This window comes from Saccharopolyspora sp. NPDC050642, from assembly GCF_040654735.1.
Classification (GTDB): Bacteria; Actinomycetota; Actinomycetes; order Mycobacteriales; family Pseudonocardiaceae; genus Saccharopolyspora; species Saccharopolyspora elongata.
The window spans coordinates 165,683-179,362 of the sequence record NZ_JBFAIN010000002.1; the positions used below are offsets into that span (position 1 = coordinate 165,683).

The 13,680-nt window shown below is 70.6% G+C and carries 10 protein-coding genes; 2 read left to right on the top strand and 8 right to left on the bottom strand.

Annotated features, from left to right (window positions below; all coding sequences use genetic code 11):
* Window positions 1–25: 25 nt before the first annotated feature.
* Complete coding sequence (locus tag AB0H93_RS04480; protein WP_358567310.1) at window positions 26–2,371, bottom strand: helix-turn-helix domain-containing protein; 2,346 nt, start codon at window positions 2,369–2,371, stop codon at window positions 26–28.
* A 191-nt stretch (window positions 2,372–2,562) separates the two neighbouring features.
* On the opposite strand from AB0H93_RS04480, the gene AB0H93_RS04485 reads away from it, so the two are divergent.
* Both AB0H93_RS04485 and AB0H93_RS04490 read left to right on the top strand, forming a co-directional pair.
* Entirely contained in the window at window positions 2,563–3,639 is a 1,077-nt protein-coding gene (locus AB0H93_RS04485; protein ID WP_358567313.1) for an alpha/beta hydrolase-fold protein, read from the top strand.
* A gap of 81 nt (window positions 3,640–3,720) precedes the next feature.
* A complete protein-coding gene (locus tag AB0H93_RS04490) occupies window positions 3,721–3,960 on the top strand; it encodes a hypothetical protein (protein ID WP_358567316.1) in 240 nt (79 codons plus the stop codon).
* A 102-nt stretch (window positions 3,961–4,062) separates the two neighbouring features.
* Here AB0H93_RS04490 and AB0H93_RS04495 read toward each other — a convergent pair whose 3' ends face one another.
* The 7 genes from AB0H93_RS04495 to AB0H93_RS04525 form a co-directional block, all read right to left on the bottom strand.
* Window positions 4,063–5,286 (bottom strand): DNA polymerase III subunit delta', encoded by a 1,224-nt coding sequence (locus tag AB0H93_RS04495; protein WP_358568450.1) that lies wholly within the window; start codon window positions 5,284–5,286, stop codon window positions 4,063–4,065.
* A 63-nt stretch (window positions 5,287–5,349) separates the two neighbouring features.
* Window positions 5,350–5,682, bottom strand: a complete 333-nt coding sequence (locus AB0H93_RS04500) for a hypothetical protein (RefSeq protein ID WP_358567319.1) — start codon at window positions 5,680–5,682, stop codon at window positions 5,350–5,352.
* A gap of 259 nt (window positions 5,683–5,941) precedes the next feature.
* On the bottom strand, window positions 5,942–6,256 hold the full coding sequence (locus AB0H93_RS04505) for a hypothetical protein (protein WP_358567322.1): 315 nt from the start codon (window positions 6,254–6,256) through the stop codon (window positions 5,942–5,944).
* Window positions 6,253–8,997 (bottom strand): type I DNA topoisomerase, encoded by a 2,745-nt coding sequence (topA, locus tag AB0H93_RS04510; protein WP_358567325.1) that lies wholly within the window; start codon window positions 8,995–8,997, stop codon window positions 6,253–6,255. The genes AB0H93_RS04505 and topA overlap by 4 nt, the downstream gene beginning before the upstream one ends.
* A gap of 299 nt (window positions 8,998–9,296) precedes the next feature.
* Window positions 9,297–9,890, bottom strand: coding sequence for a hypothetical protein (locus AB0H93_RS04515; protein WP_207954315.1), 594 nt, complete (start codon window positions 9,888–9,890; stop codon window positions 9,297–9,299).
* 143 nt (window positions 9,891–10,033) lie between these two features.
* Entirely contained in the window at window positions 10,034–10,636 is a 603-nt protein-coding gene (locus tag AB0H93_RS04520; RefSeq protein WP_358567328.1) for a hypothetical protein, read from the bottom strand.
* Window positions 10,637–10,875: 239 nt separating this feature from the next.
* Window positions 10,876–13,182, bottom strand: coding sequence for a sodium-translocating pyrophosphatase (locus AB0H93_RS04525; RefSeq protein ID WP_358568453.1), 2,307 nt, complete (start codon window positions 13,180–13,182; stop codon window positions 10,876–10,878).
* Window positions 13,183–13,680 lie beyond the last annotated feature (498 nt).

The following is a 13,680-nucleotide window of genomic DNA, read 5'->3' on the forward strand; positions in this document are numbered from 1 at the left end:
CACCCAGTCCGGCCCGGCGAACGGTTCAGGTGGCGGCGGGGTGGTTCGTCCGGGTGGCGGGGTCGAGCCGGGCCGGAGTGGCGTGCTGGGCTCGGTAGGCGCGGCCGAGGTGGGCTTGGAGCCGGGCGTGCCGGAACTGGTGGACGGCACCGGCCTGGCGCAGCACTCCGCGGTCGTACGCGTCGTCCAGGAAAGCGATCACCTGCCAGGGAAGCCGGCCCGTCAGCGGCAGCCAGACACGTGCCAGGAGAACCCACTGCCCCCAGGCGGTGAACGCCGCCGCGTAGGCGATCGCTCCGCTCGTCCCGCCCACTGCGCCGATGACGAGCCCGTCGAGCAGCGGCCAGTTGAGCGGGCCCAGCGAACCCTGGAAGAGATCGACGACGAGCCGCCCGCCGATGGCGATCAGGAGCATCGCCAGGGGCGCGAACAACGCGGTCTGGCGCACCACCGCCGATCGGTTCGCGGCCAGCATGCCGATCGGGGTGGCGGCGGAGTTGATGTCGAGGGGCGTCTCCAGCACGGACACGAGCGCGAGTCCCGTCCCGAGCGCCAGGCCGAAGATGAGCCCGAACACGAGGAAGTTGACGAGCGTCAGCTCGATCGCCAAATCATCCGGGATCGGGGTCTCGCTGAGCATCGTGCGCATGAACGTGCTCACCGGCGCGTATCCGAGCGCCACCACGAACCCGCCCAGCAGCCCGGCGCCGAACCTGGTGGCGGCGGTGCGGGCGCGGCGGCCGGTTCTCCTGCCCTTGCCCAGCAAGCGCACCCGCATGCGGGACGGCTCGAACTCGACACCCCCGTACACGACCAGAAGCCCGTACAGCAGCCCGAAGGCCAGCCCGAGCTCGGTGCCGGTCATCAAACCGTCCAGCAGGGCCAACCCGATGCCGAACCCGATCCCGTGCTGGATCGCGTAGGAGGGCAGGAAGACGAGCGCATCGACGACGGCGGTGACGAACGCGGACGCCAGCACGACGGCGAGGATGCGCGACGAGCGGCGCAGCGAGCCGCCGACCAGCCACCACTTGAGATCGCCGGTGCCGAGCCGGTCCAGGTTGTCGGCGAGGTAGCCCAGCCAGTGCCGGGCCCGGTCCGGATCCCAGTTCCGTCGCCCGGCGGACGGCCGCGGGCGGTAGACGGCGGGCACGAAACTGCTCAGCAGGTGGTCTTCGAGGGCCGCCGGCGTCGGGAAGCGGTCGGTGTCCAGCAGGTCGGCCGGGTCCTCGCCGGTTTCGCCGTAGACGGTCCGGACGAGGCCGACCATCAGCGGCGTGCTCAGCACCGCGGCGAGGTTGGCGCTCGCCTCGCTGTCCGGGCGTTCGCGCAACTCGTCCAGGACGGAATCCCAGGCGGTGCCCCGGCGCGCGGTGCGCGGCAGGTAGTTGATCAGGTCGGCGCGGCCGAGTTCGACCAGCTCGACACCGGCGGCGCCGGCCAGGGCGGTCGCCTCGACGGCCGCGGCGTACTCGCCGGGTCGACTGGTCAGCAACAGCGGTAGTGCCGTGGTGTTGAGCGCTTCCACCGCGCTGCGGTGCAAGCCGTGGGCGATCTCGTCGAACCCGTCGAGAACCGGCAGCACGCGGCCGGTTTCGACCAGCGCGGCGGCCAGCGTCGACCCGTTGGGGGCGCTCGCGACCAGACCCGGGTAGTCGCGGGAGAGCTGGTCGATCAGCCAGTCCCGCAGCGCGGTGGCCGTCGGGTCCCACGATCCGACGCTGAAGATCACCGGCACCGGGTCGGTGGCGGCGCGGGTCCGCAGGTGGTCCAGGGTGAAGCGCAGCGCCAGGATCGTCTTCCCGGATCCGGCGCGCCCCAGCACCGCCAGCCGGCCGGACGGGATGCGCCGGTAGACGTCCGCGATCTCGGTGAGGTCGCCGGTCAGGTCCAGCGGATCCGCCGTGGATCCGGGCGGAACGCGGTGGATGTTGTCCGGGTGGTCGGTCAGGTCCGCGGACACCGGCTGCCACCGCACCGGCAGCGGGAACGGGTCGTGGATCCGGCGCTGCTCCGCCTCGCGCTGCCAGCGGGCGGCGACCGCTTGCGCGAGTTGATCCGCGGCTTCGGTCAGCGCATCCCGCGGCGCGAGGGGCGGATCGACGTCCGGCGCTGCCTCGGGGACCTCGACGGCGGGTTCCTCGGCAGGCGCACTGCCGACTTCGGCCAGCAGTTCCCGGTGCTCGTCCGGCGAGAGGTCCAGCGCGTCCGCCAACAGCTTCACCGTCCCGATCCGGGGATCGGTGGGCGAGTTGTTCTCCAGCCGGCGGATGGTGCGCACGCCGACCCCGGACCGCTCCGCCAGCTGCTCCTGCGTCATTCCCGCCCGACGTCGCAGCTGACGCAGTAGCGGACCGAACCGGCTCGTCACTTCGGCGCCTCTCGATGCGGCGTGTCCTGGCTCCGGGACCTTAGCGCGAGGAACGCGAGGACCGGCCGTATTTGGCCGGTTCGTGCCCTGGCCCGCTGACCAGCGCGAACAACATCATCTTCGGTACCGGCCAGCACCCGGCGGCCGGCGCTCGCCGAGGCGGCGAGGTCAGCCTTCGACAGGGGAACCGCATGACCCGTTTCCGGAAATCACTGTGGCGGGCGGTCGCGATGGCGGCCGGCCTGACCGTCGCTTCGACTCTCGTCGCCACCGCCGCGACCGCCGAAACCGAGCCGCCGCGCCTCGGCGACGGCTTCGGCCTGACCGTGGTCCGCCAGCCCGAGTGGGTCGACGACGCCCACCGGACGTTCGTCTTCTCCGTGGCCTCCGACCAGGTTCCGAATCCCACGCTGCTGCCGGGCCAGACCGCGGGGCAGCACGACATCATGGTCACCCTGCCCGAGGGCTACACCGGCAACGCCGACCGCTACCCGGTGCTGTACTCGCTGCACGGCAATCCCGACCGCGCGAACACCCAGGTCAACCAGCAGATCACCGAGCAGGCGACCAAGGACGCGCCGCTGATCACGGTGCACCCCAACGGGGTTCGCAGCTGGTACTCGAACTGGGTGAACCCCGGCGGGCTGGGGCCGCAGAACTGGGAGAACTTCCACCTCGACCAGGTCATCCCGCTGATCGACGCGAACCTGCGGACCATCCCCACCAGGGAAGGCCGGGCCATCGTCGGCCATTCGATGGGCGGGTTCGGGGCGTTCCACTACGCCGAGCGCCGGCCGGAGCTGTTCAGCTACGTCGGCAGCTTCTCCGGCGGCCTCGACCTGCTCAACCAGGCGCAGCGGGCGGCGGTGATCGGCACCGAGCTGCTGCCGGAGTCGGGCACGCCGACCGTCGCGGTCGATGCGATCTTCGGCTCGCCGGTCTTGCCCCTCGACGGGGTGTGGAACGCGCAGAGCCCCGCTCAGCACGTCGAGTCGCTGCGCGGCATGGGCGTGGCCATGTACACCGGCAACGGCGGCGACCTGACCGTCAACCCGCCCCAGGCAGTCGTCGAGAGCGTGGCCAGGGACACCAACCTGGTGACCGCGGCGAACCTGAACGCCGCCGGAATCCCGCACTACTTCGCGGATTACGGCGACGGCAGCACGTGGGCGCCGGGCTGCACCGGGAAGCACGCCTCGGTGCCGTGCCTGCAGAAGGACATGGAGCACTACGTCTCGCTGATCATGCAGCGCCTCCAGCACCCCTGATCTGCCGCAACCGGGGGCCTGGTCGGTCGGGCGTGGGAAGCGCCCGACCGGCCGGGACGGCACCGCGCTGGGAGAAACGGCATGGCCGATGAGAAGTTCCGGTACTGGTGCGGGGAATGCGACTACCGGACGCCCTGGCGCACCGAATCGGCGGGAGCCGAGGAGCAGATCGAGCACTACGACCGCCGTCATCCGGGCACGCCGCCCGGCGGCCGCGTCGAGCTCCGCGTGAAGAAGACCGACGGTGTCGGATGCCTTGTGCTCCTGGGGGTCCTGTTCCTGCTCCTGCTGGCGGCGTTCACGTTCCGGTACTGGTCGTGACGGCCATGCATCGCTGATGGACGACGTGCTGTTCTCCGCGCTCTGCAGCTGAATTCCCGGTGTTCAGGGCCTCCTCGGAGGCCCTGAACGTCCACTGTGGAGTCAGCCGGTGTAGAGGATGGCGAGCATGGCCTCCACCGCGATGATGGGCTTCACGTTCTGGGTCAGCGCGAGCCGGCATTCCAGGACCGCGTCGAGGCGGCGCAGCGCCGATTCCGACGTCCACTCCCCGGCCGCCTTCGCCACCGAACGCTCGAAATCCGGGTGGTTGAGCGGCGCCGTCGAACCCGTGCGCATCACCAGCACGTCCCGGTAGAAGCCCGCCAGGTCGACCAGCGCCAGGTCCAGCGCGTCGCGCTGGGAACGGGTGGCGCGGGATTTCTGGCGCTTCTCAAGCTCTTTCAGCGCCGCGTTCGCGCCGCGGGTCGCCGACGCCGTGCCCTTGCCGGTGCCGCCCGCGCCCATCGCGGTCTTCAGCTCTTCCTTCTCGGCCTCGTTGCGGTCCTCGTTCGCGGTGACCGCTTCCGTCTCGGCCAGCTTCACCAGCCCGGTGGCCGCCGTGAACACGTCCGAGAACCGGCGCAGCCCCAACGGGATCCGCAGCACCGACTCGCGCCGCTCCCGCGCCTCCTCGTCGGTCGCCAGCCGCCGCGCCCGGCCGATGTGCCCGCCGCACACCGACGACGCCCACTGCGCGAGCTCCGCGTCCACGCCGTCGCGCTCGTGCAGCACCTCTGCGATCGCGCCGGCCAACGGCGTGCGCAGCTGCACCACGCGGCACCGGGAGCGGATCGTGACGGACACGTCCTCGGGGTGATCGGACGGCGCGCACAACAGGAACACGGTCCTCGGCGGTGGCTCCTCCACCGCCTTGAGCAGCGCGTTCGCCGCACCCTCGGTGAGGCGGTCGGAATCTTCGATCAGCACGATGCGCCACTGGCCGGTGGTCGGGCGCCGCGCCGCGGCCTGCACGAGGGCCCGCATCTCCGCGACCGAGATCGACAGGCCTTCGGGCGCCACCAGGCGAACGTCGGCGTGCGTGCCGTGCAGCACCGTCCGGCACGCCGGGCAGTGCCCGCAGCCCGGCTGCTCGGCATCGGAGCACTCCAAAGCGGCGGCGAAGGCACGGGCCGCGATCGACCGGCCCGAACCGGGCGGCCCGGTGAACAGCCACGCATGCGTCATCGAACCCGGCGGAACCGGCTCTCCCCGCACCTGGCGGTGAGCAGCGCGCACGGCGGTGTAGAGCGTCCGCACCGCGTCGGGCTGCCCGACGACCTCCGCCCACACCCCGGTGCTGGGCACGTCCGGAGCGTCGGTTTGCATCACGTCGCCTCCAGTACTTCGCGAACACCCAGACTGTACGGGGCGGCACCGACCGGCCTGCGGTCAACCGGAGAACGCTTCGAGCACCCGGCGCAGCACCGCCAGGGCGACGAGCACCGCGACAGCCAACACGATCAGGAAGCCCACGATCGCCCCGGGCGTGCGGCGCGGCCTCTCCCCCGGCGGCTCAAGACGAGGTGTCTGGGGGCTGGCCGCCGGAGCGCGGCGGCGCCGAATCGGCCTGTGCACGTCCTCCGCCGTACTAGGCGGCGTCCAGGGCTGCGGCGGCGCGGTCCGCTGCTGTGGCACCGCGAACGTGCCGAACAGGGCATCCGGACGAACCGGCAAGGGCGGCAACGGCTGCGTGCCGTCGAGACCGTGCAAGGCATCCCGCATGTCCGCCTCCCCGAGGCTTCCGATAATCGGAAGTCTCCGCCTCGGGGTGGCGGAACACCAGGATCAGGACGACTTCGAAGTGGAACTCGCCGCTTCTTCGCAGCCGTCGTCTTGGACGCACACCCCGGTGCTGGGCACATCCGGGATCACATCGCATCCCGTGTCGACTACGACGGGTCGTGAGTGCGCAACTGGGCTGGAGCCCACGCACGCACTCACGACTCTACGGCGCGGCTCCGACGCACAAGCGGGTGCGGGCCTAGCCGAGCAGCACGATGGCCAAGATCGTCAGCACCGGGATGGCCAACGCCACCAGGCAGCCGATCTTCGCCGCCGGGTTCTTCTTCGGCTGCTTCTTCTTCGGCTGCTTCGCCGACTTGCGCTGCGGGTTCGCGGCGCGACGCGGAAGCGGCCGGTCCACGTCTTCCACAGGCTGCGGTGCGGGCGGCGCCGCCGGCGGACGAGTCCGTTTCGGCGGCGCCGCGCGTGCCACGGTCAATGCATCCGGGTAGCCGCGCAGCGGCGGCAACGCCTGCGTGCCATCCGGGCCCGACAGCGCGTCCCGCTGCGTCACGACGACTTGGAAGTGGAACTCGCCCGCTTCTTCGCCGTCGTCGAGGTGGTCTTCTTCGCCGCGGTCGTCTTCGAAGCCGTCGTCTTCGACGCGGTCTTCTTGGCCGGGGCCTTCTTCGCCGGCGCCTTCTTCTTCGCCGGGGCCTTGGCCCGCCGCTCCGCGAGCAGCTCCACCGCGCGATCCATGGTCAGCGACTCGACGTCATCGCCCTTGCGCAGCGAGGCGTTCGTCTCGCCGTCGGTGACGTACGGTCCGAAGCGGCCGTCCTTGATCACCAGCGGCTTGCCGGTGTCCGGCTCCTCGCCGAGCTCCCGCAGCGGAGCCGCGGCCGCCCGCCGACCGCGCTGCTTCGGCTGCTCGTAGATCTTGAGCGCCTCTTCCAGCGTGATCGAGAAGATCTGGTCCTCGGTCTCCAGCGACCGCGAGTCCGTGCCCTTCTTCAGGTACGGGCCGTAGCGGCCGTTCTGCGCGGTGATCTCGTTGCCGGACTCCGGGTCCTTGCCCACGACCCGCGGCAGCGACAGCAGCTTCAGCGCGTCGTCGAGCGTCACGGTGTCCAGCGACATGTGCTTGAACAGGCTGCCGGTGCGCGGCTTGTTCTTGTTGCCCTCGGGCAGGACCTCGGTGACGTACGGCCCGAACCGGCCTTCCTTCGCGACGACCTCGTGCCCGGACTCCGGGTCGGTGCCGAGGCTGCGGCCCTCCATCGGGGTGGCGAACAGCTTCTCCGCGATCTCCACCGTGAGCTCGTCCGGCGGCAGGTCGTCCGGCAGGTTCGCGCGCTGCGACGAACTGTCGGCGAGCGTCCGCTCCAGGTACGGGCCGTAGCGGCCGACCCGCACGTAGACGGTGCGGTCCTCGTCGTCGTTGAACATCGGGATGGAGTTGATCTCCCGCGGGTCGATCTCCTCGACCCCGGAACCGACCAGCTTCTTCAGCCCGCCGGCGCGACCGATGGAGCCCTCTGGCCCCACGTCGCCGCCGAAGTAGAAACCGGACAACCAGCTGGTCCGCTCCTCGCGCCCTTCCGCGATGCGGTCCAGCTCGTCCTCCAGCGCGGCCGTGAAGTCGTAGTCCACCAGCCGGCCGAAGTGCTTCTCCAGCAGTCCGACCACGGCGAAGGCGATCCACGACGGGACGAGGGCGGAGCCCTTCTTCCAGACGTAGCCGCGCTCCTGCACGGTGCTGATGATCGACGCGTAGGTCGACGGGCGCCCGATGCCCAGCTCTTCCATCGTCTTCACCAGGCTGGCCTCGGTGAAGCGCGGCGGCGGGTTGGTGGTGTGCCCGTCCGGCGACAGCTCCGGCGCGGTGATCGCCTGGTCCTGCACCAGCTGCGGCAGCCGCGACTCGGCGTCGTCGGCGACCCCGCCGGCCTCCGAGTCGACCGCCTCGACGTAGGCCTTCAGGAACCCGGCGAAGGTGATCGTGCGACCGGACGCGGCGAACGTGCACTCCTCGCCGCTGGTGGCGGTGCCGGTGATGCGCACCGACAGCGTGGTGCCCTTCGCGTCGGCCATCTGGGACGCGATGGTGCGCTGCCAGATCAGCTCGTAGAGCTTGTAGCCGTCGACGTCGTTGCGCAGCTCGCCCGCGACCTCGCCCGGGGTGCGGAAGCTCTCGCCCGCGGGGCGGATCGCCTCGTGCGCCTCCTGGGCGTTCTTGACCTTGCGGTTGTACTGCCGCGGCTGCGGCGACAGGTACTGGTCGCCGTAGAGGTCCCGGGCCTGGTTGCGCGCCGCGTTGATCGCCGTCTCGGACAGCGTCGTCGAGTCGGTACGCATGTAGGTGATGTAACCGTTCTCGTACAACCGCTGCGCCGTGCGCATCGTGCGGTCGGCCGAGAACCGCAGCTTGCGGCTGGCTTCCTGCTGCAGCGTGGAGGTCATGAACGGCGCGTACGGCTTCCGCGTGTACGGCTTCTCCTCGACGCTGGACACGTGCAGCTGCACGTCGGTGAGCGCCGCGGCGAGGCTGCGCGCCTCCTGCTCGGTCAGCACCCGCGTGTCGGCGTTCTTCAGCCGCCCGTCGGGGCCGAAGTCGCGACCGGTGGCCAGCTTCGCGCCGTCCACGTTGACCAAGCGGGCGCCGAAGCGACGCGGCGAGGCGTCCGCGCCGGCGTCCATCGTCGCGGAGATGTCCCAGTACTCGGCCGGGACGAACCTGATCCGCTCGCGCTCCCGCTCGACCACGATCCGGGTCGCCACCGACTGCACGCGGCCCGCCGACAGCTTCGGCATGACCTTCTTCCACAGCACCGGGCTGACCTCGTAGCCGTACAGCCGGTCCAGGATGCGGCGGGTCTCCTGCGCGTCCACCAGGTCGTGGTCCAGGTCGCGCGGGTTCGCGGCGGCCGCCTGGATCGCCGACTCGGTGATCTCGTGGAACACCATCCGGCGCACCGGCACCTTCGGCTTCAGCGTCTCCAGCAGGTGCCAGGCGATCGCCTCGCCCTCGCGGTCACCGTCCGTCGCGAGGTAGAGCTCGTCGACCTGCTTGAGCGCGTCCTTGAGCTCGGTGACCGTCGCCTTCTTGTCCGAGCTCACCAGGTACAGCGGCTCGAAGTCGTTGTCGACGTCGACGCCCAGCCGGGCCCACGCCTGGCCCTTGTACTTCTCCGGCACGTCCTTGGCGTTCTTCGGCAGGTCCCGGATGTGGCCGCGAGAAGACTCGACGATGAAGTTCGAGCCCAGGTAGGAGGCGATCTTCTTCGCCTTCGCAGGCGACTCGACGATCACCAAGCGCCGACCCGCGGAGCCAGCCCCGTTGGGGGACCCCGAAGCCCGGCCGGTCCCGCCGGCCTTCTTCGTCCGTGTCGACCCAGCCACGCTTACCTGCTCTCTTCTTCCGGAGGCTTCCATTGCACCCGGTGCTACCCGACAAGTTCCTCAGTGTGCCCCTTATGCGCCGATTCGCAGCACGCCGGGAAGGCACAGGGTTGCACATAACACGCTGAGACTCGTCCACGTCTTCTTGTACGAACGTATCGGGTGACTGTGGTGTTCCGTTGCGTGACCTGGCGTGATGTGCGTCAAACCGGTCAGGACACCAACGGCCACGTTCGCTCGATCGCACCATCGGGCATCGGACCGACGAGCTCAGCGAGGCGGGCGAGCCCCCGCCGACCGGTCACGCGCAGCGCCGGTCCGCCGGCGCGCGGGCCGACCGGCTTCGCCGGGAGGCCGCAGCCGCGCAGCGCCGTGACCAGCGGCGCATGCGTGTCGGGAGCGTGCGGATCGAGCCCGAGGCGGTAGCCGGTGGGCTCGGCGGAGCCGGCGGTCAGCGCCCAGAGCCGGAGGGCGGCGCCGTCCGGGACGAAGTCCGGCGGGACCGACTTCACGGCGCCGCGCAGCCAGCGGGCGGCGAGGCCGGTGAGGTCCGCGCGGAACGCGGTGCGGATCAGCGGGCGACCTTCTTCGGAGCGGCCGAGCTCGGCCTCCACGCCTCGTTCGGCGCAGGCCACGACCAGGGAGCGGGCGCGCCATTCGGCGTCGACCACCACGGACAGCCGGGCCGCGGTGCCGCGGCCGAAACCGACCGCCTGCCCCGGACCGCACAGCATGCCCGCGAGGTCGGCGACGTCTGGCTGCCGCGCCTCGGCCGAGTAGAAGGACAGCTGGTCCACGGCCCGCATGCTAGAACAGCAGTTCGACCTTGGCCAGCACATCCACCCGTTTGCGTCACCGGGACCGGAAATCTCCGCAGGTCCGGGCCCGTGCGTGTTTTGCGCTGCTATGGCGACACAACCCACGCACGGCCCGTGACCAGCGGAAACGCTCAGCGCGGCGGTTGCTGCTGGGGCGGGGCGAAGAACTGCTTGCACTCCGGGGCCTGCTGCGAGGCCGCCTTGAGCTCCTCGTTCCGGTCCAGCGCCGCCAGCTCGTCCTTGAGGTCCAGCTGCTGGCCCTTCTGCAGCTCCTGCTGCATCGCGGCCATGCCCTCCTGGAAGCTCTGCTCGTTGGTCGGATCGACCTGCTTCGCCTTCTCGCCCGCCGACGTCAGCAGGTCGCGGACCTGCGTGAAGCCCTGCTGGAAGCCGTCGTTGACCGAGTCCGCGCCCGCGATCGGCGCCGGTCCGAGGCCCCGCAGGCCGTTGATGGTGTCGTCGGCGGAGCGCACCGCCGAGTCGATGCGTTCGATCACCGTCTGCTTGACCGTGGCCGTGTTCGTCTTGTCGACTCCCGGCAGCTGCTTCTGGGAGGTGGCGAAGTCACCCACCAGCCCGCACATCCGGCCCGCCCACGCGACTCCCTCCGGACTCGGGGCGGCCGGCTTCGGCGGCGGGGCGGGTGCCGGGGCCTGGGCCGGGCCTGCCGCGCACCCGGCGAGTGCCAGCGGGACGGCGGCGAGCACCGCGATGGACGTCGAACGGATCTTCATGCGCACTCCTCGCAGAGATCGGAGTTGCCTTCGGCGTGCGCTCACAGACTCTTCCCCACCGCCTACTGCGCTCCGGAAGGCGGGGTCGCCCATCCGGCAAAACCCCAGCGCACGAAAAGGGCGCCGCCCCGCTAGGGGACAGCGCCCTTCCAGATCCGCACAGCCGGCGCGATCGGAGCGAACGGACTGCCCGCCTCAGCAGCAGAGGTGAACGGTCCGTTCGCTTCACCACCGACGCGTCAGGCCGCGCCGTTGACCGCCTTGTCGTCCGAGGTGGATGACTCCGCGATCGCCGTGGAACGGCGCTTGGAGACCACCACGGCCGCGATGATCACCACGGTCGCGACGACCGCGATGCCGTACCGCACCACCGGGTTCGCGTCCGCGCCCACGGTGAAGGTCACCACGGCCGGCGCGATCAGCACCGACACCAGGTTCATCACCTTCAGCAGCGGGTTGATCGCCGGACCGGCGGTGTCCTTGAACGGGTCGCCGACGGTGTCGCCGATGACCGTGGCGGCGTGCGCCTCGGACCCCTTGCCACCGTGGTAGCCGTCCTCGACCAGCTTCTTCGCGTTGTCCCACGCGCCACCGGAGTTGGCCAGGAAGATGGCCATCAGGGTGCCGGTGGCGATGGCGCCCGCGAGGTAGCCCGCCAGCGGGCCGACGCCCAGGCCGAAGCCGACCGCGATCGGCGCCAGCACCGCGAGCAGGCCGGGCGTGGCCAGCTCGCGCAGCGAGTCGCGGGTGCAGATGTCGACGACCCTGCCGTACTCGGGACGCTCCGAGCCGTCCATGATCCCGGGCTTGTCCCGGAACTGCCGCCGCACCTCGTAGACCACGGCCCCGGCCGCGCGCGACACCGCGTTGATCGCCAGGCCCGAGAACAGGAACACCACGGACGCCCCGATGATCACGCCCACCAACACATCCGGCGCGTAGACGAAGAACGTGGAGGCGTCGATGTGGCCGGCCACATCGACCAGCGCGGCGCCGATCGCGTCCGTGTAGGACCCGAACAGCGCGGTCGCGGCCAGCACCGCCGTGGCGATCGCGATGCCCTTGGTGATCGCCTTGGTGGTGTTGCCGACGGCGTCCAGCTCGGTGAGGATCTTCGCGCCCTCGCCCTCGACGTCACCGGACATCTCGGCGATGCCCTGCGCGTTGTCGCTGACCGGGCCGAAGGTGTCCATCGCGACGATCACGCCGACGGTGGTCAGCAGGCCGCAGCCGGCCAGCGCGACGGCGAACAGCGCCACCGGCAGCGAACCGGACAGCAGGAACGCGCCGAACACCGCCGCGCCGATGATCAGCGCGGTGTACACGGCGGACTCGAAGCCCACCGACAGGCCCGAGAGGATCACGGTGGCCGCGCCGGTCAACGACGACTTGCCGACGTCGCGCACCGGGCGGTGCTCGGTGGCGGTGAAGTACCCGGTGAGCTTGAGGATGACCACCGCGAGCAGGATGCCGATGATCACCGCGACCAGCGCGATCACCGCCGGGTTGCCGCTGGTGGCGCGGATCTCCTCGGATACGCCGGTGAGCTCGCCGAAGGAGCTCGGCAGGTACAGCAGCGCGGCGATCACGCAGAGCACCGCGGAGATGCCAGCCGAGATGTAGAACGACCGGTTGATCGCGGTCAGCGCGCTCTCGCCGGCACGGGCCTTGGTGATGTAGACGCCGATCACCGCGGTGATCACGCCCAGCGCGGGCACGATCAGCGGGAACAGCAGGCCGTGCAGGCCGAACGCGGCGGTGCCCAGGATCAGCGAGGCGACCAGGGTGACCGCGTAGGACTCGAACAGGTCCGCCGCCATGCCGGCGCAGTCACCGACGTTGTCGCCGACGTTGTCGGCGATCGTGGCGGCGTTGCGCGGGTCGTCCTCCGGGATGTTCTGCTCGACCTTGCCGACCAGGTCGGCGCCCACGTCGGCGGCCTTGGTGAAGATGCCGCCGCCGACCCGCATGAACATCGCCAGCAGGGCCGCGCCGAAGCCGAAGCCCTCCAGCACGCGCGGGGCGCCGCCGGCGTAGACCAGCACCACCAGCGCGGCGCCGAACAGGCCGAGGCCGACGGTGATCATGCCGACCACGCCGCCGGTGCGGAACGCGACCCGCATCGCCTTCTCGCGACCCTCACCTTCCTCGCGGGCGGCCGCCGCGACGCGCACGTTCGCGCGGGTGGACAGCCACATGCCGAGGTAGCCGATGGTGGCCGAGAACGCGGCGCCGAACAGGAAGAAGATCGATCGCCCGATCGTCTCGCCGGTGCTCTCCGAGGGCAGCGCGAACAGCACCAGGAACACGATCACGGCGAAGATCGCCAGGGTGCGGAACTGCCGGCTCAGGTAGGCCGAGGCGCCTTCCTGCACGCCCTTGGCGATGTCCTGCATCTTGGCCGTGCCTTGACCGGCGGACAGCACCTCCTTGATCAGGACGTAGCCGAAGGCCAGGGCGGCCAGGGCGATCACCATCACGGCACCGACGACGACGTAGTCGGCGCCGGCGAGCTCGATACCGGTGGCTTGTTGGGCGAGGTCCATCCGGGTTTGCGAGCTCGGTGGTGCAGCGCCCTGGGCCCAGCCGTGCTGGACCGGGGTGAGCAGGGACATCCGTCCTCCTGGGTTGTGCTCGGTTCAGCACCGGGGCTCCGCAACGCTCGACGGGGCTCCGGTGCGCGGTAGGCGGCCCCGCCCGGTACGGCCGGTGATCGGTTGCTGGCCGTCCGTGGCGACGTCGTGGCTCGGGAGTCTATTCAGGCCACGAGTGGCTTACCTCACGGTGTGATACGCAACTCGTCACGACGTGGGATTCTGTTACGAAAGAATCGATTCAGATGGGTACTTGATCACCCAATTGGGCAAAGGTTGATTTGGCCCAAACGGGTTACATGGGGTATGAGGCACGACTCCGACGGTCCACCGGGTCGCCGTCGGATTCAGCGCCACCGCCCCGGCCCGCGGCAAGAACCAACCGATCGAGCGATACCGACACGGATGCGGAAACCGGGAACGCGTGCGCAGCGCGCGATCGGCGTTGTG